Consider the following 26830-nt stretch of genomic DNA (forward strand, 5'->3'; position numbering starts at 1 on the left):
GTGTTGCGGTCCGGATGGACACTCGGTTTGACTAGAGGAACATCATGAACAGCTTGGCCATGAAAAAGCTGATGAGTCCGCAAGCGGGGAAGGTGAAGAACCAGGTGAACATCATGTCCTTGACGACGCCGAAGTTGATGGCTGAGAGGCGCTTGACGGCGCCGACGCCCATGATGGCGCAGGTTTTGATGTGCGTGGATGACACGGGGATGCCGGTAAGGGTGGCAAGTAGCAGGTTCGCGGCGCCCGCGAGGTCGGCAGAGAAACCCTGATACTTCTCGAGCTTAACCATGCTCTGGCCGACGGACTTGATGATGCGCTCGCCGCCCACGCTGGTGCCGATACCCATAGTGGCCGAGCACAGCAGCATAATCCAGATGGGGATGCCGGCATCGCCGACGCTCGTCTGGCCGTTGGCGAAGGCCACGCCTAAAAAGAGCACGCCGATGAACTTCTGTCCATCCTGCGCGCCGTGCATGAAGCTCATGGCCGCGGCACTCGCGATCTGAGCGTATTTAAAGAAGACGTTGGCACGTCGCCTGTTGGCGGCGGCAAAAAGAATCGAGACGAGCTTGCACAGGACCCAGCCCATGACAAAGCCCAGGCCGATGGAGAGCGCCAAGCCGTAGATGACCTTCATCCACTCGTGGACGTTGACGCTACTCGCGCCGCCGAGGGCGATAGCGGCACCGGTCAGGCCGGCGATAAGGCTGTGGCTTTGCGAGGTGGGGATGCCAAAACGCGACGCTGTGGCGCCGTAGACGACGATGGAGAACAGCGCCGCGCACAGGCACGCGAGCGCCATGGTGCTATTTCCGCCAAAGTCGACGATATGTGAGATGGTGTTGGCGACGCTCGCGTTAAAGTGCGTCATGATGAGCACGCCGAGGAAGTTGAATGCGGCGCTCATGAGAATGGCAGCGCGGGCGGGCATGCAACGCGTAGTGACGCAGGTCGCGATGGCGTTGGGCGCGTCGGTCCATCCGTTGACGAAGATGGCGCCGAGCGCGAGAATCACGGTGACGGCAAGGACTGGGTTCGACACAAGTTGGCCGAGGAAGGTTGAGAACGTTACGTCCATATATGGGCTTTCTCGAAGTTTGCAGAAACGTTACAAAAACATGATAAATCGTATCACCTCCTGCGGGTTTCTTTACCGAGTTCTGATGGGAGAAGTGAATTTTTGGGTACTAAAATTGAATATTAGCCCTGTTGACCTCCGGTGTTCTTTTTGCTAACACGTCGTGCGGACGTGCGCATGCGGTCCGACACGCCAAAACCACAGCCTGTTCGCTTTACAATATGCAAACATGCGTTCGATAATAGGGGCATGGAATATCGACAGACAGATGGCAAAACTCGGCGCGTGCACAAGCAGTATGTGGACGTCGTGGCTCGCATCCTCGCGGGCGGACAAGTCGTGCCGGTCACCGTCTGCTGGGTTGACGGTCGCTGCTTTACGATTGACGAGATTGTCTCGACCACTGGGTTTGGCCTGACGGTTCACGGCATTCGTACGGCAACCTATAAGGTTCGTTTTGGCGGTCATGCGACCGAGTTGTATCTGGAGGACCAGGCGCGCGAACGGCCGGACGGCTTGCAGACCCACGTGATGCGTTGGTGGGTCTGGGCGTTTGACTGCACGCTCGAGGGTGGGCGCCGCAGGTAAAACGTGTGGCATTTGGGTACAATGGCAGAAATCTTGTCGCTTAAGGCGCTGCTGTCGCGGCGCTATCTGAAAGGACGAAAGCATGAATGATATCCAGGGCTATCAGAACGGCCCCATCGAGACCGGTGCAAGCCGTGCCAAGGAGATGTCGCCGCGTGCGTACAACCTTGTCATGTCCGCCCTGATCTTTTTGGGTTTTTGCGCCATGGGTGCCGGCGCCTACTTTACGAGCACCATGGCGTTTGCCCGCATGATGATGAGCGGCGCCGCTTTGCCGCTGGTCTTTGGCTCGTTTATTTTGACCATCGTCGGCATTGTCATGATGTCGGCTGCCGCGGGCAAGCAGTCTGTGGGCCTGTCGCTCACGGGTTACGTGATCTTTGCGAGCACCTTTGGCCTGACCGCGTCGTTTGGCCTTGCCAACTACGACCTGCCCACCATCAACACCGCCTTTATCGCCACCGCCGCCATTACCTTTGTCTTTGGCGCGCTGGGCGTGACCTTCCCCAAGTTCTTCCAGCGTGTGTATGGCATCGGATTTGGTATTCTGCTTGCCATCATTATGGTTGAGATCGTGCTGATGTTTATGGGCGTTTCGCAAACCATCACCGACCTGATCGTGATTGTGGTGTTCGCCGGCTTTATTGGCTACGACACCTATGTGGCCACGACGGTGCCGCCCACGCTTCCCAATGCGGTGCTCATGGCGTCCAACCTGTTCGTGGATATCATCAACGTGTTCCTGCGCATCCTGAATATCCTTGGTCGTCGCGACTAGCGGCGAGTTGCAGCGGTGCTTGCCGCGCGCGTAAATCAATGCGAAAGGCGGTCCTTAAGCGCGGTGAGATAAGAAAACAAGCAAAAAGCCTTAAATCATCGCGTTTATGGACGGCGGGCAAACAGGTTACAACTGAATAACCGAGCAAAAGGGGCGTTATCAGACCGATAGCGTCCCTTTCTGCATATTGGCATACCGCAGCTTGAAAAGAGTTGCGGTTTTTTTATGCCCAAAAGCAGGCGGTAACGTGGAACGTTAGGCGCGAAAAAGCCCTTGCAATACAAGGCTTTTCAGACGCAAAAAACGGCAAAGGCATACTGCAATACCAAAACCGCCAAAAACGGCTTTCTAATATTCCACGCAAACCGAGAAAGGAAGTGATAAAAAATGGCAGTTTTCCGAGTTGAGAGAAATACGGGCTATACCGTTATGAGCAACCACCACTTGCGCAATAAGGAACTCACCTTAAAGGCAAAAGGCTTGCTTTCGCAAATGCTGTCCTTACCCGAAGATTGGGATTATACCCTTGCGGGCTTATCTCACATCAACCGCGAGAAGATCGACGCAATCCGCGAAGCGGTCAAAGAACTTGAAAAAGCCGGATATATCGTCCGCAGCCGGGAACGCGACGAGAAAGGACGTTTGCGCGGTGCGGATTATGTCATATATGAGCAGCCGCAGCCGCCTACATCGGATTTACCTACATTGGAAAATCCAACATTGGATAATCCAACGTTGGAAAAACCTACGCAGGAAAAACCTACGTTGGAAAATCCAACGCAATTAAATAAAGATATATCAAGTAAAGAACAATCAATTACTGATTTATCAAGTACCCATTCCATTCCTTTCCATTCCCTAAATCCCTTGCCTTATGAGCAGGACGAAGCGGCTACGCCGCCGGAAAGGAAAAGAACGGAAGCGAAAACAAACAGCGCAATAGAGATTTATCGGGAAATTATCAAAGACAACATCGACTATGACATTCTCATTCAAGACCCCAAAATGGATAAAGACCGTTTGGACGAGATTGTAGAAATCATGCTGGAAACCGTCTGCACAGCCCGAAAGACAATCCGTATCGCCGGGGACGACTACCCCGCCGAACTTGTCAAATCAAAGTTTATGAAGCTGAATAGCAGCCACGTTGAGTTTGTTTTGGATTGCATGAGGGAGAACACAACCAAAATCCGCAACATCAAGCAGTATCTTAAAGCGGTGCTGTTCAACGCGCCGAGTACCATTGACAGCTACTATACCGCCCTTGTCAATCACGACTTTTACGGCAGCAAATGAGCATAGCCGCAGTTTACCGGGAAAGGAGTTGATACCTTGCAGGAGGAAGTAACCCAAAAAACGATTGCCCTATCCGTCCCCTCTGTCCTGTCCCGGCACGACGACGGATAGCCCATGCTCTTTACATATCCTGTCGCTGGTGCGCCGGATATGATGATAGCTTTGTTTGTTGGAATGGTACTTTTTGTAGTCAACGAAGCTGACCGAGTTAAAAATCAAGTGATTGTGCAGATGGTCTTTATCGACGTGGGTTGTCAAAACAAACTCATATTTGCCGCCTAACACCGCTTGCGCAAGTTCCATTCCGATTTTGTGCGCTTCTTCCGGGGTGGTTTCTCCCACCGCGAAAGACTGTATCAAATGCCGCCCTAAATGTGTGCCGCGATCTCCGGCAGCTTCCCGCGTCCATGCAAACTCAATATCGGCGGTTTCCAGCCCGCAGCCGAAAGAGGACGCAAGCAGTTTCCCGTCTGTCTTTTCGGGATTTAAGATATAGTCTATCGCAGCCTTTAAGGTTGATTTAATAGGGTGCGTCTTTGTAACCGCCATATCTCGTCCACCGCCTTTTTAATGTCCTCTATATCCTGCCTGTAAACCGTCCCCGTTGCATTGGCGCGTTTTGCAATTTGGTTGATGTTCCGGCTCACCGCTTGCAGTTCCCGGATATATGCTTTCGTGTCGCTTCGGTCAACGACAAGAATATACCCGTCTATCGCCATTTTACGGAAGTATGCGCCGTACTGCCGGATAGGAAGCTGCTTCATCTTCTCGTCGATCAGCCGCTTTTCTTCTTCCGTAACGTAAAACTTCATCTGTATATTTCTCTTTCGGTTTTCCATTTCCGCGCCGCCTTTCGGTATAAGGGTTTGGGATTATCCCAACAAGCATTTTTCGCAAACGGGTACTCGTTTGCTGTGCTTGCTATCTACTCCATACCCCCACCGAAAGGCGGTATTTGTTGCGCGTTCCTTTGTTTTTGGACGCAAAAAAGATTGCAGCGCATAGCGTCTGCAATCTCCTGTTTCCCATATTGTGAGGTTAGTCCTCTGCTTTTTCGACTTCCGTTATCTCCCTTGCCGTTGCGGTTACAATCCGTATGCCTTTATCGCTCATACCGTCCAGCAGCGCGTCAAGCTGCCGCCGCCCGGTGGATTTCTCCGCATTGCCGTTCGGGAAGAAAAATTGATCTACCGAAATATGATACCGGGTTACAAGGTCATAGAATACCTGTAAACTCGGCTGTTGTCCCTTGTTCTCGATATTCGCAAGGTAGCGCGGGGAAATATATAACTCGTCGCTTACCTTTTTGCGGCTCTCGCCGTATTCATTTCTCGCGGCTTTTATAGCTGCCCCGAAAGCCTTAAAGTCGTACAATGGTACGGGTCTTTTTGCCATTTTCATTCACCCTGTTACATTTTACAGTTCACCTTTCTTTTTGGATATGTCCACACAATTCATATCATTAGGTTAAATACTTCCTGTTGTGTATTGACAGTAGACTGATTTTCTGATAAAATAAAATTTATGTAAAAGGAGGCGGCGTTTATGTTGCATAGCATGCGTATTAGATAAGCATTGAAAAAAAAGATTTTCCCATTTTCAACATGGGCTTTTTTGTCATGCTTATTTTGCGGATGCTATACAAAAAACTAACGACGTATAGATATAGTATAGACATAGTGCAAGCTATGCCTTAGTTTTGTTGTACTGCTCTGTGCATTATAAATGCAGGTCAATGCTCATGTTGAGGATTGACCTGCATTTTTTTGTGTAAAAAGGATGAGTGAAATATAATGCTTAAAAAATATTGGATAAAATGTCCGATTTGTAACGGAAAGACGAGAGTTCAAGTATTTCATAATACTGTATTAAAAGATTTTCCTCTTTTCTGCCCTAAATGCAAATTGACGCATATCATTGATGTAGAAAAATTAGAGATTGTAATCAAAAATACAGAAAAACAAACTTTTATTATTTAGAAGAAAGGATATAAAAATGAAACGTTTACCTAAATATACGCCTGCGGAAGTACGGAATGATCCATACGGATTTACTTACAAAGAAATGTCGGAAGTTATTGGCGAGAATGAAGCAAAAGCCTTATATGAAGAATTATATAAGCAATTACCACGCAAAAAAAATCTATCAATGTTGGTAAAAAATATTTACAAAAGCAGTGATACTGAAAAGTATGTTTACGAACTGAAAGACAACAAATACATTGAAACGGTTTTTATCAAGCGGCGAGATGGTGGAACTGTTTGCGTGAGCACACAAGTCGGTTGTCCTGTTGGTTGTATTTTTTGTGAGTCCGGGCGAAATGGCTTTGTTCGTAATCTAACATCGTCAGAAATCGTACAACAGATTATATTGTTGCGTCGAAAAGTAAACCGTATCGTTTTTATGGGTATGGGAGAGCCTTTATTCAATTATGACAACTTGATAAAAGCAATCCATATTCTCCGAGATAGATATGGGCTCAACTTTCCAACCGACGGCATTACCATATCAACAGTTGGTCCGGTCGATCAATTAAAAAAATTGCGCGAGGAACATCTTAAAATTCAGTTGACAATATCTTTACACGCAGCAACACAATCTGCAAGAAATCGTATTATTCCTCACATGCGCATATATGCTATTGAAGATGTTGTTAAGCAAGCCTTATCCTATTCTGAAAGGCATAATCGCAAAATTGTCTTTGCGTATTTGCTTTTACCGGGTATAAATGACCGGCCCTCAGATGTAAGACAACTTGCAAAATGGTTTCGGGGCAAAAAAGTTATGATTAACGTGTTACAATACAACCCAACAAGCAATTCAAGAATTAAAGCACCACAGAAACGGGAAATAGTTGCATTCAAACATCAATTAGAGCAAGCAGGACTTGAAGTTACTATGAGAGTTTCTCATGGCAGAGAGATTAACGCGGCTTGTGGACAGTTAGCTAACACATATAATAAATTCAAAAAAAATGATTAAAAGTGCCAGACGCATAGACGCAGAGCCGATAACGCATTAGGTCAAAAAACCTATGTGTTATCGGCTTTTTTATTTAATATTGCGCAAAAGCCGCTGTTCCCTATTATAGAATGGATTGCGGGTAGTGTATTAAAGTCGCCCTTTTTTAAGGATACGGCGGTATCTGGGAGGTATCGTCGTGTCTATTTTTATTTACTGTAACCCGCCTAATGCTTTGCGGTCAAAAAAAGCCATTACCCGCCAGCGGGATATTCCGGCTATGAATACGAACTGTCAGTACATCTAAATATTGCTCACAATTCCTTTGCGCTCGTCCGCGTCTTGCGGGCGGGCGCATTTTGTTTATTTCAATATATTTTTGGTATCAATGCCGAGCAACGAACTTCACCGAAGAACAGAAATATTTTATCTGTTCAACCTATCGGAAAGGCAAAGACTTGTGTACGACCCATTCAATCAAAAATGTTGTTCTGTATGAAATCGTTTTGAAAAACCTACGGGAAGCAATCGACTATGTAACAGAGTATGAAGCCGAGTTTGTGCAGGAAGCAGCAGACAGCCGTTTGCGAGAGCGCGACGCAGAGTTTTCCCGCAAGCGCGAAACACTTTCCAAAGCTGAAAACCGTATTGCCGAGTTGGATAATCTGTTTAAGCATTTATATGAGGACAATGTAACCGGGAAATTGTCTGACGAACGGTTTATCAAAATGTCCCATGATTACGAATTGGAGCAGAGCAATCTAAAAGCTATGGCAGAAGTGCTACGGGAAGAAATCAAGCAGCAGGAAAAACAAAAGACCAACGTTAAAGCGTTTATCAGCGCAGTAAAGAAGTACACCGATATGCAGCAGCTTGACGCTGCTATGCTACGGGAGTTTATAGATCGTATCGAAGTTTCCCATACCGACAAAAAATCCAAGACAAGGGAAATCACGATTGTATATAACTTCATCGGTGCATTTGATTTTGGACGGGCGAAAGAAAAAGCCCAAAATACAACTCAAAAACAGCAAAGAACGGCATAGCCGTTTAGCTACACCGTTCCTTGCTAAAATGTTTTCTTAATTCACCGCCCCATTCGGGGCCGTCTTTTTTTGTACGCGGCGGGGTATCATGGATGGGAAAAAGCCGATAACGGCAGCGACAGGAAAGGTGACCACTTATGGCAGACGTCGACAACAGGAACCGTAACCGCAGGACCGGCCGCGCAGGGCAGCCCAACCCCAAGCGCGAGGCCCGTGCCAAGGCCGCCGAGCGTCACGTGGCAACTGTGTCCGAGGCGTGTGCCAAGGATATCGAGCGCTCGCTTGCCGGCGTGCGCGAATTCGACGGTATGCCTGCCGGTTTTGTCGCGGCGATGAAGGCCAAGGCCCAGGCGGTTGCGGCTGCCGAGGAGCAGGTTGCCGAGGAGTCTGAGTCCGCCGAGGTCGAGGCCGCTGAGGTTGCGTCCGTCGAGACCGAGGTCACGGACGAGTCTGCGCCTGCCGAGGAACCCGCAGAGACCGAGTCCGCGCCTGCCGAGGAGCCCGCTCCGACTCTGCCCGAGGTCACCGTGCTTGATGCCTCCGCCACGCAGGCCATTCTGGACAACGGCCGCGGCTATGCGCAGTTCTGCGACATGGCAGTGCTCGCCTTTGCCTCGTTCACCAACCCGGGTGGCGGCTACATCCAGGGCTATCTGGGCCAGGAGGCTACGCTCTGCGCCGATTCGTATCTGTACAACGTGCTCGACAAGCAGCGCAAGTGGTATGGCGAGAACCGTCGCCGCAATATCAACTGCGAGCTCTACCGCAACCGTGCGCTGGTAGTGCCTGCGGTGCGTTTTGACCGCAACCATGTGCATGCGTATGCCGACGTGATCGTTGCCGCCGCGCCCAACGTTAAGCGCGCCCGCCAGGAGTATCGCGTGAGCGACGATGCTCTGCTGGATGCCCTGCGCGACCGTATCCGCTTTGTACTCGCCATCTGCGACGAGTTGGGTCGCGAGAAGCTCGTGCTGGGCGCATGGGGCTGCGACAACAACGGCTTTGACGCCGAGGCCGTGGCTGAGCTCTTCCGCAAGGAGCTCGCATCGGGCGACTTCAAGGTCAAGCAGGTCTTCTTTGCTGTGCCCTCTACGCGCTGGGACGAGGACTTCGCCAAGTTCGAGCACGTGTTGGCAAACTTCCCCGAGTGCAACGAGGAGTCCTATGCCCAGGTTGCCGCCCGCGCTGCGGCCGCCCGTGCCGCCGAGCAGGCTCGGGCCGCTGCCGAGGACGATGAGGATGACGACGACTGGCGCAAATACTTGTAAACTGTGCGCGTGATGCGACATGCCGAGCCGACGTGGGCTGCTCCCGTCGGCTTTTTATTGAGTGGGGAGCTTACGATGAAAAACGTTCTATGCTTTGGCGACAGCAACACCTATGGTTACGATCCGGCTGGTATGCGCGACGGCACCGCGGTGCGCTATGCGCAGGATGTGCGCTGGTGCGGCGTGGCGCAGCGTGACCTGGGCGAGGGCTGGCATGTGATCGAGGAGGGGCTCAACGGCCGCACGACGGTGCGCGACGATATGTGCCACCTGGACACTAACCTCAACGGCATTCGCGCGCTTCCGATGCTGCTCGAGGCCCATAAGCCGCTGGACGCCATTGTGATCATGCTGGGCACCAACGACTGCAAGACGGTCTTTAACGTGACGGCTTCCGATATAGCCCGTGGCGCCATGGCGCTGATTCGCGCCGTCCGCGCGTTTTCGTGGACCGACGCTGCGCCTTGTCCGCGCATTCTGCTGATGGCTCCCATCAAGATCAAGCCGCAAATCGCCGATGTGTATATGACCGATTTTGACGAGCATTCCGTCGAGGCCTCGGAGCATTTTGCCGAGTACTACGCGCACGTAGCCGAGCAGCTTGGCTGCGACTTTTTGAATGCCGCCGACTTTGCCGAGCCGGGCGATATCGACTATCTGCATATGATGCCCGAAAGCCACGAGAGCTTGGGACATGCCGTGGCAGCCAAGCTCCAAGAGATGCTCGGTGAGTAGCGCAGCCCCAAACCACCACAAAGGGGACAGGCACTTTTGTGGTGGTTTTGCCCGGGTAAACGAGCGACTTGGCTGCCACATGGGCATGGATGAGCTCATTGACCTGTTTGCCGAGGGGGATGAGCTTGTCTCAAATACCGCTTTTGAGGAGCTGGAGCTCGCCTATGACGTGGCGAACGGTGCGACCTTTGACGGCATCGTGTTCCGCTCCTGCGTATTCGATGGCGTCGACTGGAGTGGTTCGACGTTTCGTGACGTCGTATTTCGCGGTTGTCGCTTTATCCGCTGCAATATGGAAGGCTGCTGGCTCAACCGATGCGACTTTGTTGATTGCTCGGCGCCGGGGCTCAACTTGGTCAAGGCGCGCCTGTCGAACGTTTCGTTTGCATCATGCGACCTGAGCTACGCGAACCTTTCGGAGGGACGCATTGGCCCCATCACGGCGTGCGATGTGCGCCTGACCGAGGCGGCGCTCCAGGGGGCCAAGTTGGGGCAGCTGCGCCTGGATAGCTGCGACCTGACGCGAGTTGATGTGTTCAAGACACCGCTATGTGGTGTTGATGTATCGCGCTGCACGTTTGAGGCCCCCGTTGTTTCGGGTGACTACCGTGAGTTGCGTGGCCTGACAGTCAATGCCGAACAAGCGCTCGCACTTTCGGGCTTGCTCGGCATCCAACTCGCAGACGATTGGCCGTAACAAGAAAAACCACCACAAAGGTGCCTGTCCCCTTTGTGGTGGTTTTGCTGCAGGGCTAGTAATTCCACATGTGGTTGACGGGGCCGGAACCTTTGCCCATGTCAAAGTCGGCGGCGAGGGCGCCCGTTAGGTAGGCCTTGCCGGCGTTGACGGCGTCGGCAAGATCCATGCCCTGGGCCAGCGCGCAGGCGATAGCGGACGAGAGCGTGCAGCCGGTGCCATGCGTGTTGCCGGTCTCGATGCGCTTGTGACGGAACCATGTGGTGAGCGGATCGCCCAGGTGGTTGCCCTCGTCATCGAGCGGCGCGGGCTCCGCCAGCACGTCGTTGGCCTCGTTGACAAGATGTCCGCCTTTAACCAAAGACGCGCATCCAAAGCGGCGGGTGAGGAGCATGGCGGCATTTTGCTGCGTGCGCTCGGAATCGACCTCGTAGTCGAGCAGTGCCATGGCCTCGGGGATATTGGGTGTGATGACGGTCGCCAACGGGAACAGGCGACGCGTGAGCGCCTCGGCCGCGTCCTCGGCAATGAGTCGAGCGCCCGAGGTGGCTACCATGACGGGGTCCACGACCACGTTCGTTGCGTTCCAGGCGCTCAAGCGGTCGGCGATGACTTCGATAATCTCGACAGAAGAAACCATGCCGATCTTGACGGCGCTCGGGCGGATGTCGTCAAAGACGGCGTCGATCTGCGCGGCGACGATATCTGGCGAGATATTCTGCACGGCGGTGATGCCCAGGGTGTTTTGCGCCGTGATGGCGGTTATGGCCGTCTCGGCATACAGACGGTGCGCCGTAATGGTCTTGATGTCGGCCTGAATGCCGGCGCCACCGCTGGAATCGGATCCTGCGATGGACAGGACGGCAGGTACCTTGCTGCGATCCATGTTCGCTCCCTTGTTCGGTCGGAATCAAATGGGTCTTTAAGCTAGCATTATAAAGATGCCCGGGCCGACTCTATGTCGAACCCGGGCGGGCGGTGCAATCTTTACGCAAATGCAAGAAAATGTTCACACGTCAACAACGGTCGACGTCGCGGTGCTTCCAAAAGCAATCGTGGCGACGAGTTAGTCCTCCATGCCGAGGTCGATCGTCGTGCCTTCGAACACCTTGTTGACAGTGCGAACGGCGCACATCTTGCCGCACATGGTGCAGGTGCCCTCGGTGGCGGCGGGGGATTCCTCGTAGCGCTTCTTGCCGGTGACCGGGTCGAGGGCGCACTTCCACATGGCGTCCCAGTCGAGCTTGCGGCGTGCCTGACCCATCCTGTCGTCCATGTCACGGGCGTGCGGTACCTTCTTGGCGATGTCGGCGGCGTGTGCGGCAATCTTGGTGGCCATGAGGCCATCGAGCACATCCTGAGCGTTGGGCAGGCACAGGTGCTCGGCCGGCGTCACGTAGCACAAAAAGTCGGCACCCGAGCTCGCGGAGATGGCGCCACCGATGGCGGCGGTGATGTGGTCGTAGCCCACGCCGATATCGGTCACCAGCGGCCCCAGCACATAGAACGGGGCGTTGTGGCACAGGCGCTTCTGCAGCTTCATGTTGGCGGCGATCTCGTCGAGCGCCATGTGACCCGGACCCTCGACCATGACCTGGACGCCGGCGGCCCAGGCGCGCTTGCACAGCTTGCCCAGCTCGATCATCTCGGCGGTCTCGGTTGCGTCGTTGGAGTCGTAGAGACAGCCCGGGCGGCAGGAGTCGCCGAGCGAAATCGTCACGTCGTACTCGTGGCAGATCTCGAGCACCTCGTCGTAGAACTCGTAGAAGGGGTTCTCGTTACCGGTGACCTCCATCCAACCAAACAGCAGCGAGCCGCCGCGGCTGACGATGTTCATGAGGCGGCCAGTCTCCTTAAAGGTCTTGATGACCGACTTGTTGATGCCGCAGTGGATGGTCATAAAGTCCACGCCGTCCTCGGCATGCGCGCGCACGACCTCGAGTAGATCGTCCTTGGTCAGCTTGACCAGCGGCTTTTCCATGTAGCCGATGGCATCGTACATGGGGACGGTGCCCACCATGAGCGGTGTCTCGTCGATGAGCTGCTGGCGGAACTGGCGCGTCTTGCCCGAGTTGGAGAGGTCCATAATGGCGTCGGCGCCAAAGTCCTCGGCGATCTTGACCTTCTTCCACTCCTCGGCGGCATCGGCCTTATCGCCCGAGATGCCCAGGTTGACGTTGACCTTGGTGGACAGGCCCTCACCGACGCCAAAGGCGCGCATGCCTTTTTTGATATGCACGATGTTGGCGGGGATGGCGATGCGGCCGTCGGCCACGCGCTCGCGGATGTACTCGGGGTCGCGATGCTCGCGCTCGGCAACCTCCTTCATCTGCGGCGTGATCTGCCCGGCGCGGGCGAAGTCGATTTGCGTGACGAGCTTGGGCTCGGTCTGTGTGCTCATTGGCACGGCTCCCTTCGTTGGCATTACCCATATCAGGTTTGCGGGTCAGGGCGGACGCGCCCAATCTCAGCCTGCCGTCTTGTCCTGCAAGCCCCCCGTTATGTCATGGGCTCAAGTATAGCCTGAATGGGTACGATTGGGCCAACGAGCGTGCCTGCGGGGAGGCGAACATGGAAGACAAGCATCTATATCGAGAGACGCAATGGGATGTATCGGCCGAGGAAAGCCGTGCGCACCATGGCCTTGTCGCGATTGGTTTTGCGGTGCTTGCCGTGCTGGTGATTGCCTTTTGTATTTGGACGTTTGGCGGTCGCGGCGGCGCTGGCTGGGAGTTCGAGGTTGATGATAGCCTACCGATTATGACGGTGAGGAGTACTGGCGGTAATGCCAATACGCTCGCCGTTCCGGGCGATTATTGGTACCCGCGCGATGAGTTTGTGCAGCTGCAGCTGAGTGGTGGGTCCATTCCAGGTGAAGAAATCGAACGCGTGACGTTTGATGCGGCGCTCAAAACGCTGACGGTGAAGCTCAAAAATCAAGGAGACGTGCCCACGACGATGGATATCGCGCTGACGGAATGGCGCCTGGAGCCCCCGTCGGGCGTCAAAGTGTCCGAGGTGGAGCACGTCAAGATTACCTATCAGGACGGCTCGACAAATGAAATTGCCAAAGCTGACGGCTTGGCGGAATAGACGCCGTGCCTAGGTAGCACATTCAAAGTAGCGGTGGTCCTACAAGGCCTGTTCGTTCAGGAAGACCAAAGTGTTTTTATTTGAAAGCTCGGGAAAGTGACGATAACCAACGTCGAACGCGGTGAGCCCGCTTACATCCTCGAGCTTGTTTTCTGCCATCCACCGCACCATGGAGCCGCGCGCCTTTTTGCTGGCGGTCGACCGTTGGATGGGCTTCCCGTTGCGGATACCCTCGCCAAAGAGGCATGTGACGGCCGTGGCGTCGCCCGCGAGGTGGGGCAGAACGGCTTTGGCATACTCTACGCTGGCGAGGTTGACGATCGTGGTGTTTGAGTCCGCCGGGGCGATAGCCCGCGCGAGCTTGTCGCTCCAAAACGCGTAGAGGTCTCGGGCATCGTCAACGGCGAGCTTCGCGCCCATCTCCAGCCGATACGGTTCGACGGCATGAAAGGGACGAACGCACCCGTAGAGGCCGGAGAGGATCCATAGATGGTCTTGTAGCCATGCGAGCTGCGCGGAATCCATCACCTCGGGCGCCATGCTCTGGTATTGAATGCCGTGGTAGGACATGACGGCAGGGGAGAGGTGACGGGCGAGTTCGGGATTGTCGAGATCGCCGTTTTTCAGGATGGGCCCGAACTCATGCAGGGTGTTGAGGCAAGGCCCCAGCAGTTTGTCACTCACGTTCCATAGCGCTTGCAGGCCGCCGCTGCCTTCATTTCGTTCGATATCTAGCAGTGCGCAGTGGAGGCGAGCCGTCTCGTGCGCAAAGGGTGGAATGCCCAGGACTTCAAAAGCATCTTGGGCCGCGCGCATCTGCTTGGCGGGCGAAATGACGACCTGCAGCATGGACTCTCCTCTGCCAAAAAGGAAGTTGCGGTGGAATACGGTCTGTTTTGGCCGTTTATGGGCCAGTTTAGTCTGTATTTCACCGCAACTGATGAAGGGTTGGTTACGCGCGCTCGATGAAGGCCTTGTAGCCGCGATAGGCCTCGTAGATATCGGCCTTGTTAGCGACCTCCCACAGGGCGTGCATGGACAGGACGGCAACGCCAGAGTCGATGACGTTCATGCCGTACTTAGCCATGATGTATGCGATGGTGCCGCCGCCGCCCGCGTTGACGCGACCGAGCTCGCAGGTCTGGAAGTCCACGCCGGCCTCGTCCATGATGTCGCGGATGAGGGCCACATACTCGGCGTCGGCGTCGTTAGAGCCGCCCTTGCCGCGGCTGCCCGTGTACTTGTTAAAGCACAGGCCGCGACCCATAAAGGCTGCGTTCTTGGTTTCGAACTTGCCGGCGTAGCCCGGGTCGAAGCCGGCGGACACGTCGGAGGAGAGCATGCGGCTGCGGGCGAGCGCGCGGCGCAGGGCCAGCGGGCTATCCTCGCCGGCGAGCGTCATGATCTCGGCGACGGTGTTCTCGAAGAAGCGGCTCGTCATGCCGGTGGCACCCACGGAACCGATCTCCTCCTTGTCGACGATGAGTGTGATGCTCGTGCGCTCGACGTCTGCCACGTTGATCTGAGCGAGCATGGAGGGGTAGGCGCAGACGCGGTCGTCGTGGCCATAGCCCAAGATCATGGAGCGGTCGAGACCCATGTCGCGGGCGGGGCCGGCGGGCACGACCTCGATCTCGGCAGAGAGGAAGTCCTCCTCCTCGACGTCGTACTGTTCCTTGAGGATGTCCAGGAACATCTGTTTGACGGGCTCCTTGGGGGCGTCCTTGTCGTCCTCGTCAAACTTGACGGGGCGGCCGCCCACGATCACGTCGAGGATCTCGGCGTCGACGGCGTCCTTGGCGGGCTTGGACATCTGCTCGCTCGAGAGGTGGATCAGCAGGTCGGAGATGGTAAAGACCGGGTCGTCCGCCTTGTCGCCGATGTTGATGTCGACGGTGGTGCCGTCCTTTTTGCAGATGACGCCCACAAGCGCGAGCGGGGAGGCTACCCAGTGGTAGCTCTTGACGCCGCCGTAGTAGTGCGTGTCGAGGTAGGCCATGTCGCCGGCCTCGAAGGCGGGATTCTGCTTGAGGTCCAGGCGCGGCGAGTCCACGTGGGCACCCAGGATGTTAAAGCCCTGCTCGAGCGGGGCGGTACCCAGGTTGACGAGCATGAGGTCTTTGCCGTGGTTGGCGGCGTACACCTTGTCGCCGGCCTTGAGCGCGCGGCCCTCGGCGATCACGGTCTCCAGGTTGACGTAGCCCGCCTCCTCGGCCATCTTGATACCGGTCTTGACGCACAGACGCTCGGTCTTATTCTCGCTCAAAAACTGCTTATAGCCGCGGCAAAGCTCCTCGAGCTCCTCGACTTGCTGTGGCGTGTACTTTTTCCATGCGCAGGGACGCTCCATGACGCAGGCTCCTTTCGGATCGATCGTGCTGGTTGATGTACCGTGAGCCATCGTATCACGCGCGGGCTCACGGTGGCGGGGGAGCTTGATGTGCGGTGGCCGCGGGGCAGGGAGCGTGTAAACTGGTGTGAGCAAACCGTGCCCAGCCCAAAGCGAGGTATTCAATATGTCTGACAAGCGCCGCACTTTTGCCGTTATCGACGGCAACTCGCTCATGCACCGCGCCTTCCACGCCGTGCCGCCGACCATGAACGCGCCGGACGGTCGCCCCACCAACGCGATCTTTGGCTTTCTGAACATGTTTCTCAAGATGATCGATGCCTTTAACCCCGACGGTGTGGTCGTGGCGTTTGATAAGGGCAAGCCGCGCGTGCGCATGGAGATGCTGCCGCAGTATAAGGCGCAGCGCCCGCCCATGGACCCCGATCTGCACGTGCAGTTTCCGATGATTAAAGAGCTGCTCGCCGCGCTCAACGTGCCGATTCTGCAGTCCGAGGGCTGGGAAGGCGACGATATCCTGGGAACCATGGCGCGCCTGGGTGAGGAGGCAGGCTGCGACATGCTGCTGGTGACCGGCGACCGCGACATGTATCAGCTTGTGACCGAGCACGTCAACGTGGTCTCGACCCGCAAGGGCCTGTCCGACGTAGCGATTATGACGCCCGAGAGCGTGGATGACCTGTATCACGGCATTACGCCGGCGCTCGTGCCCGATTTTTACGGCCTGAAGGGCGACACGTCGGACAACATTCCCGGCGTACCGGGCATCGGTCCCAAAAAGGCGAGCGCGCTCATCGCACAGTACGGCAGCTTGGACGAGGTCATCGCGCATGCCGACGAGGTCAAGGGCAAGATGGGCGAGAACCTGCGTGCGCACATCGACGATGCCCTGCTGAGCCGCAAGGTCGCAACCATTCGCACCGATGCGCCTGTCGAGCTCGACTTTGACGAAACGTCCTTCCCGGCGTTTTCTGCCGACGAAGTGTCCGCGGCGCTGGGCACGCTCGGCATTACAGCCATGCAGAACCGTTTCTTGTCACTAATCGGTGGCGAGGGTGGGGCTACGGCCGCTGCAAGCACGTTTGAGATACCCGCGGTTTCGCGTGCCGCCGCTGGCGATGCTGGGGCGCTTGCTGCCGTTGCGTCCGAGGTTTCGCGTGCGATCAAGGCAGGCGAGTGGATTGCCGCCGTGGTGGACGATGACAAGGAGGAGGGCGCGCTTTTTGGCCTGACGCGCACGCTGTGGCTGGCGACGTCCAGGGGGCTGCTTGCGCTTGAGGAGGGCGACGGCGGTACCACTGCCGTGGTTGATGGCTTCAATTTCGCCCACGGCGTGATTGTCGGTGTGCTTGCGCGCCTGTTTATGGAGGGCCGCGTGGCGAGCCCGGATACGAAGGCTCTACTGCATGAGCTTTCGCCCGTCGATTCTTCCGAGCGCGAGCTTATGGATCCGCTGGCAGTCGATTCCACGCGCATCTTCGACACCGTGGTCGCCGCCTACCTGTTGGATTCCGACCGCTCCGAGTTCGATGAGGCGTATCTGGCCGATACCTATCTGCAGATGGCGCTGCCTGCGGCGCGCGGTGCGGAGGGTGCCGGCGAGGACGCTCCTGCGCCCGCCGCTCGCACGGCGGCCTTGACGCTGGCGCTGGTTGCACCGCTGCGTGACCGCATGGCCCGCGAGAACGCCGCCAACGTGTTCGATGGGATCGAGATGCCGCTCGTGCCGGTGCTTGCCAAGATGGAGCGCGCGGGCATGCTCGTGGACCCCGACCGCCTGCACAGTCTGTCCGAGGGCCTGGCGACCCAGATTGCCGATGTCGAGCGCAGCATTCGCGACCTGGCCGGCGACGAGACCTTTAACATCGGCAGCCCCATGCAACTCTCGCACGTGCTGTTTGATGTTATGGGACTTCCGACCAAGGGCCTCAAAAAGACCAAGCGCGGCTACTATTCGACCAACGCCAAGGTGCTGAGCGACCTTGCCCGCGACCACGAGATCGTGCGCCTGATTTTGGACTGGCGTGAGAAGTCCAAGATTAAGTCGACCTATCTGGACACGCTGGGCCCGCTGCGCCGTGGTGACGGGCGTGTGCACACCACGTACAACCAGACCATCACCGCGACGGGGCGTTTGTCTTCGAGCGACCCCAATCTGCAAAACATTCCGACGCGCTCGGAGCTGGGGCGTACCGTCAAGACGGCGTTCTCGGCGGGCGAGGGCAGCGTCTTTTTGGCGGTGGACTACTCGCAGATCGAGCTGCGCCTGCTCGCGCATCTTTCGGGTGACGAGCACCTGGTGCGCGCCTTCAACGAGGGCGAGGACTTCCATGCCGAGACGGCCGCGCGCGTATTTGGCGTGCCGGTGTCCGAGGTGACACCCGACCTGCGTAGCCGCGCCAAGGCCGTGAACTTTGGCATCGTGTACGGCCAGCAGGCCTATGGACTGTCGCAGTCGCTGCACATCTCGATGGCCGAGGCGCGCGACATGATTGATCGCTACTACGAGGCCTACCCGGGCGTGCGCACGTTCCTCGACAATGTGGTGGCGCGAGCCAAGCAGACGGGCTATGCCGAGACCATGTATGGCCGCAGACGCCATATTCCCGAGCTCAAGGCCAAAAACCCACAGCTCCGCGGCTTTGGTGAGCGCACGGCCATGAACCACCCCATGCAGGGCACCGCCGCCGACATCATCAAGATCGCCATGGCCCGCGTAAGCCGCCGCCTGGAAGAAGAGGGTTTTGCCGCCCACATGATCTTGCAGGTACACGACGAACTGGATTTTGAGTGCCCCGTCAACGAAGTCGAGCGCCTAACCACCATGGTCCGCGACGTCATGGAACACGTCGTAGACCTCCGAGTACCCCTAATCGCCGAAGCTTCGACTGGAGTGACCTGGGCAGACGCCAAGTAAGGGCACGACCACAATTCCAAAGTAATACAAAACCAGAAGGACGCCCCTCATCAACAAGGAGCGTCCTTCGTTCAATAAAAATCAGTCAAAGTATCTAGGCGCCAAGATGCCATCCAGGCGGCAAGCAAGTCAACGTAGCCATGCCCGGGGCCGACCGTTTGATTTTTGTAGATTCCGCACGAGCCGAAGAGCACTTAATGTGCTCTTCGAGCGAGCCCAGGACCTGACCGAACAAAAATCAAACGGCCGGCCCCGGGCATGGCGTCGAGTTTAACGAGCCGCCAGGATGGCGTCGATGAGCGTCAGTACGCCCCCGTCGTTGTTGCTCGGAATGCGCCACTTGGCGTGCGCGTTCATATGCTCTTCGGCATTGTCCACGATATAGCTATGCCCGACGCGCTCCAACATGGGGATGTCGTTGTAGGTATCGCCCACGGCGGCGGCATCGGCGATATCGATGCCGAGTTGCTCGCACAGGTGCGCGACGCCCGAACCCTTGTCGACGCCCAGGTTCATAAAGTCGATCCACTCGCGGCCGGCATTGGTGACGTAGAGCTGGTCCGAGAACGCGGGGTTATAGTCCTCGCGAAATGCGGGCTCGGCATCGTAGGCGGGGAAGAAGATCGAGATCTTGTTGGAGTCGACGTCGAGGCCCTCAAAGGTATCGACGTAGTTGATCGTGTTGTAGTAAACGCTGAGCTCGTCGTGGTATTGGTGGTCGCGAGCAAGCACGTAAAACTCGTCGAAGCAGCACAGGACGGGGACAGCGCGCGGATCCTCCGAGGCGCGGCTCAAGACCTGCTGATACAGCGCCACATCGATAGTGCTCTTATAGATATAGTTGCCGCGGTAGATCACGCAGGCTCCGTTATCGGGGCAGAAAGCAAGGCGGTTTTTGATGCCCTCGAACATCTCCTCGAGCTTGGGGGCGGGACGTCCGCTGGCGGGGCAGAACACGATGCCAGCCTCGGCGAGCTTTTCCAGGCGCTCATCGAGGCCCTGGGGCAGTACGCGCTCGTCGGTCAGCAATGTCTTGTCCATATCGACGGCAAGGATCTTGATGTTGCCGATAGCGGCGTCCGATTCGTAAGTTTGCATAAAAGCGCCTTTCCGTTTCTAAATTGTTTCGGGCGGAATAACCCTCCGGTTGGTAATCGAGCGTATTTTCGCAGGAACGAAGCCTGTTTGCATCACGATTCACAAAGTAATGAAAAAACTTTTCAGAAATTTGAATTTGTCGCTTGTACTGCGGGCACTTTAGCGTAATATAGCGAGCATCGAAAACGGAGACGGATAAACAACCGCTTACCGAGGAAAAGGTACCGTTTGCGATATTTGAATTGCGCCCGGCGATATGTGAAAGGAGAGGCAGATGCAGTTCGTAAAGATCATCACCACTGCAGACAATGCCATCCGACGCCAGCGCGCAATTTCCCGACGACGATAACAATCGTCTCTGTCCGCATGGGGCGAATTGCCTCAACAGAGTCATTTTGAGGTCGTTGGGTTTAAGTACGACATAGCCGCATGTTTCTAGGGCATGTCTGTGATGCATTCTGCTGAATAACCTGATATTGCACGGTTTTTGACCTCAAGGTGACTTGCAACTGACCGATGTTCTAACTAGCTACCAAGGGCGAAAGGAAACAGCCATGAGCAAGGAAAAAGTCGTTCTCGCATATTCCGGTGGCCTTGATACATCCGTATGTGTCAAGTGGCTCCAAGACGAGAAGAATCTCGATGTCGTTTGCGTCTGCGGCAACGTGGGCCAGGAAGAGACCGGACTGGATGCCAAGAAGCAGAAGGCGCTCGACCTGGGCGTTCTCGATTGCCAGGTGCTCGACCTGCGCGACGAGTTCTCCGATGAGTTCCTGACTAAGGCCATCGCCGCCAACTCCATGTATGAGAACAAGTACCCGCTGCTCTCCGCCCTGTCTCGTCCGCTGCTCGCCAAGAAGCTCGTCGAGGTCGCTCACGAGTTTGGTGCGACCTACGTCGCCCACGGCTGCACCGGCAAGGGTAACGACCAGGTTCGTTTTGAGGCTGCCGTCAAGGCCCTCGATCCCGAGCTTAAGGTTATCGCTCCGGTTCGTGAGTGGGATCTGAAGTGCCGCCCCGACGAGGTCGCCTATGCCCACGCCCACAACGTGCCTGTTCCCGAGGGTGCCAACGACAACCCCTACTCCATCGACGACAACCTGTGGGGTCGTGCCATTGAGTGCGGTCACCTGGAGGACCCCTGGAACGAGCCGCTCGACGACGCTTGGGTTATGACCAAGAACCCCGAGGACACGCCGGACACCCCGACCTACACCGAGATTGAGTTTGAGGCCGGCAAGCCCGTCGCCGTCGACGGCAAGAAGATGAAGCTCTCCGAGATCGTCATCGCCCTCAACAAGATTTCGGGCGACAACGGCTTTGGCCGTCTCGACCTGGTCGAGGACCGTCTGGTGGGCCTCAAGAGCCGCGAGTGCTACGAGGTTCCCGGCGCCCTGACGCTTATCACCGCCCATAAGGCGCTCGAGGACATTTGCGTTGAGGGTGATCTGCTCAAGACCAAGATCAAGCTCGAGCAGGATTGGGCTACCGCCGTGTACAACGGCCAGTGGTATAGCCCGCTCAAAAACGCGCTCGACGCCTTTATGGCTGACACCCAGAAGTTCGTGACCGGCACCGTCCGTCTGAAGTTCTTTAAGGGCAACTGCCACGTTGTCGGCCGCAAGAGCCCCTTCAGCCTCTACGACTACGGTCTGGCTACCTACGACCGCGACACCACGTTTGACGAGAAGGCCAGCGCCGGCTTTATCGAGATCGATACGCTGTCGCTCAAGACGTGGGCAAAGGTCCAGGGCCCCAGCTCTGCTGCCGCCCAGGCCTAGCGCCTCCTTCCCTCGGTATCCGCGCGGCCCATCCGCGTGATACATAACGGGCGCACGGGGTCCCTACCTTTCGTTATGCTTGCTGACACTTCTTAACATCGGTGGCCCCTACGTTCCGCCCGCATATATGATGCCGCGTCTGCGGCTGAGTCCGAGCCCCGCCGGGGTTGTCCGGCGGGGCTCCTTCTATCAATTTGGCGGCTCTGCGCCTATATATATGAGGAGTATCCATTATGTTCAATGCTATCGCGCATGCTTTACTTGCCCTCGCGCCCGAGTTCGATGCTGCAAGGGTCGAGGACGTCCCTATGAGCCTGAAGGCCTGGATCGATGGTTCGCAGGGCAACATCCGGAGGGAGACGTTGGGCGCCAAGTGCATGGCGCGTCACTTCTTTGCAAATTAGCTACATGGCTCCGCACACGGTGGGGAATGTGTAAAACTAGCGGTTGAAAAATCGCTTTAGCGATATGGCGCATTGCTTTGGGCGCTTGTTTTGGTATTTGGAGAAAGGGGACGGTTCCATGGCTCTTTGGGGCGGTCGTTTTGAGGCAGGCGTGGCCGAGGTCACGCAGGAGTTTGGCGCGTCGCTGCCGGTCGACAAACATCTCTATAAGCAGGATATCGCTGGCTCTAAGGCACATGCCAAGATGCTGGCGGCCCAGGGCATTATCAGCGCCGAGGACGAGCAGGCGATTGCCGAGGGCCTGACCGGAATCGAACAGGATATCGATGCCGGCAACTTTACCTTCGATATCAACGACGAGGACATCCATATGTCCATCGAGAGCGAGCTGACGCGTCGCATCGGCGAGGCCGGTAAGCGCTTGCATACCGGACGTTCGCGCAACGACCAGGTGGCGACCGACACACGCCTGGGCGTCAAGGCGCTGGCCAGGGAGCTCATGGAGGCCAATCTTGAGCTGCGCCATGTGCTGGTGGATGCGGCTAAGAAGTACGACAAGGTGATTCTGCCGGGCTACACGCACATGCAGCATGCTCAGCCCGTGCTGCTGTCGCATCATCTGCTGGCGTATTCCTGGATGTTCGCGCGCGACTTTACACGGCTAAAGGCCGCCTTTGATGCCGCTGACAACTGCCCGCTGGGTGCTGCCGCTCTTGCCGGTACGAGCTATCCGCTCGATCGCCAGATGACGGCTGCCGAGCTTGGCTTTGCGGGTGTGATTCCCAACTCGCTCGATGCGGTTTCCGACCGTGATTTCCTGCTCGATCTGCATTACGCCGGCTCCGTCATGGCCATGCACCTGTCGCGTCTTTCCGAGGAGATTGTGCTGTGGTCGAGCTCCGAATTCGGCTTTATCACGCTTTCCGACTCCTATTCCACCGGCTCGTCCATCATGCCGCAGAAGAAGAACCCCGACTTTGCCGAGCTTATCCGCGGCAAGAGTGGCCGAGTCTATGGCAACCTGGTGCAGCTGCTTGTAACCATGAAGGGCCTGCCGCTTGCTTATAACAAGGACTTGCAGGAGGACAAGGAGGGTGCGCTCGATACCGCTCACACGCTCATGCAGTGCCTGTCCGTTATGGCCGGCATGATTTCGACTTGGACCGTCAACGAGGATGCCATGGCGCGCGAGTGCGGCGTGGGGCACCTTGCCGCCACCGACGTTGCCGACTACCTGGCTAAGCGCGGCTTGCCATTCCGCGAGGCGCACGCTGTGGTGGGGCACCTGGTCCTGATGTGTGAGAAGCGCGGCTGCAATCTTGAGGACCTGCCGTTTGAGGTGTTCCAGGAGGCGAGCCCGCTTTTTGAGCGCGATATTACCGAGGCGCTCGACATCCCGTCGATCGTTGCCGCGCGCACGACCGAGGGCGGCACCGCTCCTGCCGCCGTTGCCGTGCAGCTGCAGCGTGCCGAGGCGCAGCTCGTGGCCGATGAGGACGTGGTTGGATCGCTGACCAAGGTCGTCGAGATGGGCCACGGAGCTAATTAGCTTATTGGATGCGTCTGTCTGGTGTGTTCATCATATCTTGCCTTTACGGGTGCCCGCTACGGTGGGCACCCGTTTTGTTATAGAGAAGGAAGGGGCTTGTCGAGAACTTCTGTAGGACCTTTGGGCAGGTTGTGAAGGGGGGTACGTTCACAGGCGGCAACCGACCGTCCGCTCGGTTCGGTGCGGTTGATGGGCAATCGGATGGTACTCTAGTCGGGCTTCGAAACAGAAGTGACACATATAGAACGCTTCAATTAATTGCAGCGCTTCAATAAACAGTTTTTTGTTTAACTGCAGCTAAAACTCTGTTACGATGCAGTCCAGGCGAGTGCCGGAATGGGACTTGGGCACGCGCGAACCTACTTGAAAGGCTACCTTATGGCTATCGAGAAGACCTTCATCATGATTAAGCCCGACGCCGTGCGCGATCGCAAGATCGGCGAGATCGTTACTCGCATTGAGCGCAGCGGCCTTGTCATCGAGTGCATGGAGATGACCACGCTCGAGCGCGCTACCGTCGAGGAGCACTACGCTCATCTGGCCGACAAGCCTTTCTTTGGCGGTCTCTGCGACTTTATGACGAGCGGTCCGGTCGTCAAGATGGTCGTTTCCGGTCTTTCTGCTGTCTCCAAGATGCGCACTCTTATGGGCGCTACCAACCCGCTTGATGCTGCCCCCGGCACCATCCGCGGCGACTTCGCTGTCGATGTCAACGCCAACGTGATTCACGGCTCCGACTGCCTGGAGAACGCCGAGATCGAGATCAAGCGCTTCTTTGGCTAAACCAGCTTTGACTCCTTAAAGCTGTTAGCGTGTGGCTTAGGCGCCGCGGAACTCCATCCGCGGCGCCCTTTTTATCCCAGTAGATTTTTGGGACATGGCTAGAAATCTACCTTTTGTCGCACATGGACTGCGAAAGGTAGATTTCTAGGCATACACCAAAAATCTAATAAAGAGCCCCCGCCCGGATTGCGTTCCGGACGGGGGTTTTCGTTGGCGTATGGCGTTGTAGGTCTTTAAGCTTCGTCGACGACCTTGAGGCCGCGGGTCTGGTCGATCTCGTTGAGGAGATTGACGCGACGCTCGTGACGGCCGCCCTCGAACTCGGCATCGAGCCACTCGTCGACGATCATCTTGGCGAGCTCGGAGCCCACGACGCGGGCGCCAAAGGCGAGCACGTTGGTGTTGTTGTGCATGCGCGAGAGCTTGGCGCTGAAGGGCTCGGAGCACACGACGGCACGAACGCCCTCGACCTTGTTGGCGGCCAAGCTAATCCCGACACCGGTGCCGCAGATCAGGATGCCCAGATCGACGTCGCCGTTGGCTACGGCTTTGCCCACCTTGTAGCCGGCGATGGGGTAATCAAAGCTCTCGGAGGTGTCGGTGCCAAAGTTCACGACCTCGCAGCCGCGCTCCTTCAGGTGCTCGGAAATGATGTTCTTGAGCTCGACGGCGGCGTGGTCGTTGCCGATACCGATCTTCATGAGTGGTTCCTCTCTGGTCCGTGCGGCGGAATTGCTAAAGGTTTTACCGCGTTCGACTGCATGATAGCGCGTCTTTTGCCTAAACACTCGGGCGTTTTTTGGTCAAACGCTTTAGCGGACGCGAACATCAGCCCATCACGAAAAATGCCGCCAATTTGCTTCTGGCGGCCGTCTGCCGGAACTGGACTTGCGGTTTTTGGTGCCTTGTTATCAAATGGAGAAGTTGATACTTGCGAGAGCAACCCGTTATACATGTAGGAGATACCTATGCCTACCGATTCCATCCGTGATACCGCGTTTTGTGATGTTTTGAACCGCGAGCTTGTCTGTGCGCTCGGCTGCACCGAGCCCATTGCCGTTGCCTATGCGGCGGCGCTGGCGAGCCAGACGCTCGGTTGCGAACCCGAACATATGGTTGTTGCCTGCTCGGGCAACATCATCAAGAACGTAAAGAGCGTGACCGTGCCCAACTCGGGCGGTATGCACGGTATTGAGGCCGCGGCCGTGCTGGGTGCCGTGGGCGGTGACGCCAAGAGCGCGCTCGAGGTGCTCGAGAGTGTTGGCGATGCAGACCGTGCTCGCGTGACCGAGCTGCTCTCCGATGCCGACTACTGCGATGTGTCGCTTGTCGAGGGTGTGCCCAACCTCTACATTAAGGTGACTGCCACGGCCGGAGGTCATACTGCGGTCGTCGAGATCACCGACCATCACACCAATGTTACGTGCCATACACTCGATGGCATTCCGATGTGTGGCAAGTCGGCGGGGGAGTGTGCCGCCTGCGCCGAGCGCGTCGTGGCCGAGCGTGCCGCCGATACGCCCATGTCGATTGAGTCTATCATTGACTTTATCGAGGACGGCGACATCGAGGGCGCCCGCGCTGCCGTTGAGCGTCAGATTGAGCTGAACGGCGCTATTAGCGCCGAGGGCTTGGCGAACGCTTGGGGCGCCGAGGTGGGCCGTACGCTGCTGGGCGCTCGCGCCGACGATGTCGCCTGCCGTGCGCGTGCGCGTGCGGCCGCCGGGTCTGACGCCCGTATGAACGGCTGTGCGCTACCGGTCGCCATTGTGTGCGGCTCGGGCAACCAGGGTATTACCTGTGCGTTGCCCGTTATGGAATATGCCGACTACCTGCGCTGCGACCACGAGCGCCTGGTGCGCGCCGTGATGCTGTCCGATCTTATTGCTGTGCATATCAAGAGCTATATTGGTGCGCTCTCGGCGTTTTGCGGTGCTATTTGCGCTGCGTGCGGTGCCGGCGCGGCGATTACCTGGCTGTGCGGTGGCACGCGCGAGCAGATCGGCGCGACGGTCTCCAATACGCTCGGTAACGTGGGCGGCATCGTGTGCGATGGCGCCAAGGCAAGCTGCGCCGCTAAGATTTCCGCTGCCGTTGATGCGGCGATTCTGGGCCACGATATGGCCATGCAGGGCCGCGGCTTCCGTGCCGGCGAGGGCCTGATTCAGGATACGGTGGAAGAGACGATCGCCAGCATGGGCTATGTGGGCCGCGTTGGCATGAAGGATACCGACGTCGAGATCCTCAACATCATGATCGGCAAGACCATCGTCGACTGCTAGGGGCTCTGGGGCACTGCATCTTGTTGTTGAAACTATCGCGCTTGTGGCTGTAAAGCACCTGTCTGCATTGCGGACAGCGAGGATCTCGCGGTATGTCACCAGGTCGTTCTCGCGCTTGATGCG

General features: G+C 56.7%; 25 protein-coding genes, 1 pseudogene and 1 riboswitch. Of the genes and pseudogenes, 16 read left to right on the top strand and 10 right to left on the bottom strand.

Annotated elements, in window-relative coordinates:
* Positions 1 to 31: 31 nt before the first annotated feature.
* Positions 32 to 1081 carry an inorganic phosphate transporter gene (locus DWV58_RS07460; RefSeq protein WP_117734962.1) on the bottom strand — a complete coding sequence of 350 codons (1050 nt, stop codon included), beginning with the start codon at positions 1079 to 1081 and terminating at the stop codon, positions 32 to 34.
* A gap of 285 nt (positions 1082 to 1366) precedes the next feature.
* Here DWV58_RS07460 and DWV58_RS07465 point away from each other — a divergent pair, with 285 nt between their 5' ends.
* The 3 genes from DWV58_RS07465 (at position 1367) to DWV58_RS07475 (ending at position 3743) form a co-directional block, all read left to right on the top strand.
* The gene (locus tag DWV58_RS07465; RefSeq protein ID WP_117734963.1) at positions 1367 to 1669 is read left to right on the top strand and encodes a hypothetical protein; all 303 of its coding nucleotides are present in this window, start codon (positions 1367 to 1369) and stop codon (positions 1667 to 1669) included.
* Positions 1670 to 1751: 82 nt separating this feature from the next.
* Entirely contained in the window at positions 1752 to 2447 is a 696-nt protein-coding gene (locus DWV58_RS07470) for a Bax inhibitor-1 family protein (RefSeq protein ID WP_117776694.1), read from the top strand.
* 387 nt (positions 2448 to 2834) lie between these two features.
* Complete coding sequence (locus DWV58_RS07475) at positions 2835 to 3743, top strand: DUF6017 domain-containing protein (protein WP_117776695.1); 909 nt, start codon at positions 2835 to 2837, stop codon at positions 3741 to 3743.
* 87 nt (positions 3744 to 3830) lie between these two features.
* Here DWV58_RS07475 and DWV58_RS07480 read toward each other — a convergent pair.
* The 3 genes and pseudogenes from DWV58_RS07480 to DWV58_RS07490 all read right to left on the bottom strand — a co-directional run.
* Positions 3831 to 4292, bottom strand: a pseudogene (locus tag DWV58_RS07480) (relaxase/mobilization nuclease domain-containing protein); the annotation flags it as partial.
* Entirely contained in the window at positions 4253 to 4582 is a 330-nt protein-coding gene (gene mobC, locus DWV58_RS07485; protein ID WP_055219606.1) for a plasmid mobilization relaxosome protein MobC, read from the bottom strand. The pseudogene DWV58_RS07480 and the gene mobC, both read right to left, overlap by 40 nt.
* A 199-nt stretch (positions 4583 to 4781) precedes the next feature.
* The gene (locus tag DWV58_RS07490; RefSeq protein WP_117776709.1) at positions 4782 to 5138 is read right to left on the bottom strand and encodes a helix-turn-helix transcriptional regulator; all 357 of its coding nucleotides are present in this window, start codon (positions 5136 to 5138) and stop codon (positions 4782 to 4784) included.
* 398 nt (positions 5139 to 5536) lie between these two features.
* Here DWV58_RS07490 and DWV58_RS07495 point away from each other — a divergent pair, with 398 nt between their 5' ends.
* From DWV58_RS07495 to DWV58_RS07520, 6 genes are all read left to right on the top strand, one after another.
* Positions 5537 to 5722 (top strand): cysteine-rich KTR domain-containing protein, encoded by a 186-nt coding sequence (locus tag DWV58_RS07495; protein ID WP_003431289.1) that lies wholly within the window; start codon positions 5537 to 5539, stop codon positions 5720 to 5722.
* A gap of 16 nt (positions 5723 to 5738) precedes the next feature.
* Positions 5739 to 6725, top strand: coding sequence for a 23S rRNA (adenine(2503)-C(2))-methyltransferase RlmN (gene rlmN, locus DWV58_RS07500; RefSeq protein WP_117776696.1), 987 nt, complete (start codon positions 5739 to 5741; stop codon positions 6723 to 6725).
* Positions 6726 to 7162: 437 nt separating this feature from the next.
* A complete protein-coding gene (locus DWV58_RS07505) occupies positions 7163 to 7750 on the top strand; it encodes a DUF4368 domain-containing protein (RefSeq protein ID WP_117776697.1) in 588 nt (195 codons plus the stop codon).
* A 137-nt stretch (positions 7751 to 7887) separates the two neighbouring features.
* On the top strand, positions 7888 to 9018 hold the full coding sequence (locus DWV58_RS07510) for a TIGR02452 family protein (protein WP_117776698.1): 1131 nt from the start codon (positions 7888 to 7890) through the stop codon (positions 9016 to 9018).
* A 75-nt stretch (positions 9019 to 9093) separates the two neighbouring features.
* A complete protein-coding gene (locus DWV58_RS07515) occupies positions 9094 to 9753 on the top strand; it encodes an SGNH/GDSL hydrolase family protein (protein ID WP_158550217.1) in 660 nt (219 codons plus the stop codon).
* 85 nt (positions 9754 to 9838) lie between these two features.
* Positions 9839 to 10450: a pentapeptide repeat-containing protein gene (locus DWV58_RS07520; RefSeq protein WP_233540537.1), complete on the top strand. Its 612-nt coding sequence runs from the start codon at positions 9839 to 9841 to the stop codon at positions 10448 to 10450.
* Between the two features lie 55 nt (positions 10451 to 10505).
* On the opposite strand, the gene thiD is transcribed toward DWV58_RS07520, so the two are convergent.
* Together thiD and thiC are read right to left on the bottom strand one after the other, a co-directional pair.
* The gene (gene thiD, locus DWV58_RS07525) at positions 10506 to 11336 is read right to left on the bottom strand and encodes a bifunctional hydroxymethylpyrimidine kinase/phosphomethylpyrimidine kinase (RefSeq protein ID WP_117776700.1); all 831 of its coding nucleotides are present in this window, start codon (positions 11334 to 11336) and stop codon (positions 10506 to 10508) included.
* Positions 11337 to 11516: 180 nt separating this feature from the next.
* A complete protein-coding gene (thiC, locus tag DWV58_RS07530) occupies positions 11517 to 12851 on the bottom strand; it encodes a phosphomethylpyrimidine synthase ThiC (protein ID WP_117734969.1) in 1335 nt (444 codons plus the stop codon).
* A riboswitch (TPP riboswitch) is annotated at positions 12843 to 12959 on the bottom strand. (Overlaps the previous gene by 9 nt.)
* 62 nt (positions 12960 to 13021) lie before the next feature.
* Between thiC and DWV58_RS07535 the strand changes: the two genes are divergently transcribed.
* A complete protein-coding gene (locus DWV58_RS07535; RefSeq protein ID WP_117776701.1) occupies positions 13022 to 13543 on the top strand; it encodes a hypothetical protein in 522 nt (173 codons plus the stop codon).
* A 39-nt stretch (positions 13544 to 13582) separates the two neighbouring features.
* On the opposite strand, the gene DWV58_RS07540 is transcribed toward DWV58_RS07535, so the two are convergent.
* Together DWV58_RS07540 and DWV58_RS07545 are read right to left on the bottom strand one after the other, a co-directional pair.
* Entirely contained in the window at positions 13583 to 14392 is an 810-nt protein-coding gene (locus DWV58_RS07540; protein WP_117776702.1) for a YaaA family protein, read from the bottom strand.
* Positions 14393 to 14495: 103 nt separating this feature from the next.
* Entirely contained in the window at positions 14496 to 15893 is a 1398-nt protein-coding gene (locus tag DWV58_RS07545) for an aminopeptidase (RefSeq protein WP_117776703.1), read from the bottom strand.
* A gap of 166 nt (positions 15894 to 16059) precedes the next feature.
* Here DWV58_RS07545 and polA point away from each other — a divergent pair, with 166 nt between their 5' ends.
* A complete protein-coding gene (gene polA / locus DWV58_RS07550) occupies positions 16060 to 18810 on the top strand; it encodes a DNA polymerase I (protein WP_117776704.1) in 2751 nt (916 codons plus the stop codon).
* Positions 18811 to 19080: 270 nt separating this feature from the next.
* On the opposite strand, the gene DWV58_RS07555 is transcribed toward polA, so the two are convergent.
* Positions 19081 to 19908: a Cof-type HAD-IIB family hydrolase gene (locus tag DWV58_RS07555; RefSeq protein ID WP_117776705.1), complete on the bottom strand. Its 828-nt coding sequence runs from the start codon at positions 19906 to 19908 to the stop codon at positions 19081 to 19083.
* Between the two features lie 554 nt (positions 19909 to 20462).
* Here DWV58_RS07555 and DWV58_RS07560 point away from each other — a divergent pair.
* The 4 genes from DWV58_RS07560 (at position 20463) to ndk (ending at position 24425) form a co-directional block, all read left to right on the top strand.
* Positions 20463 to 21689, top strand: a complete 1227-nt coding sequence (locus DWV58_RS07560) for an argininosuccinate synthase (protein WP_035138001.1) — start codon at positions 20463 to 20465, stop codon at positions 21687 to 21689.
* Between the two features lie 233 nt (positions 21690 to 21922).
* On the top strand, positions 21923 to 22093 hold the full coding sequence (locus tag DWV58_RS09880) for a hypothetical protein (RefSeq protein ID WP_158550218.1): 171 nt from the start codon (positions 21923 to 21925) through the stop codon (positions 22091 to 22093).
* A 118-nt stretch (positions 22094 to 22211) separates the two neighbouring features.
* The gene (gene argH / locus DWV58_RS07565; RefSeq protein ID WP_117776706.1) at positions 22212 to 23642 is read left to right on the top strand and encodes an argininosuccinate lyase; all 1431 of its coding nucleotides are present in this window, start codon (positions 22212 to 22214) and stop codon (positions 23640 to 23642) included.
* Between the two features lie 378 nt (positions 23643 to 24020).
* Positions 24021 to 24425, top strand: coding sequence for a nucleoside-diphosphate kinase (gene ndk, locus DWV58_RS07570; protein ID WP_117776707.1), 405 nt, complete (start codon positions 24021 to 24023; stop codon positions 24423 to 24425).
* A gap of 233 nt (positions 24426 to 24658) precedes the next feature.
* Here ndk and rpiB read toward each other — a convergent pair whose 3' ends face one another.
* Positions 24659 to 25126: a ribose 5-phosphate isomerase B gene (gene rpiB, locus DWV58_RS07575; RefSeq protein ID WP_055251633.1), complete on the bottom strand. Its 468-nt coding sequence runs from the start codon at positions 25124 to 25126 to the stop codon at positions 24659 to 24661.
* 267 nt (positions 25127 to 25393) lie between these two features.
* Between rpiB and DWV58_RS07580 the strand changes: the two genes are divergently transcribed.
* Positions 25394 to 26707 carry a serine dehydratase subunit alpha family protein gene (locus tag DWV58_RS07580; RefSeq protein WP_117776708.1) on the top strand — a complete coding sequence of 438 codons (1314 nt, stop codon included), beginning with the start codon at positions 25394 to 25396 and terminating at the stop codon, positions 26705 to 26707.
* The last annotated feature ends 123 nt before the right edge of the window (positions 26708 to 26830 follow it).

Source organism: Collinsella sp. AF11-11 (assembly GCF_003465485.1).
Classification (GTDB): domain Bacteria; phylum Actinomycetota; class Coriobacteriia; order Coriobacteriales; family Coriobacteriaceae; genus Collinsella.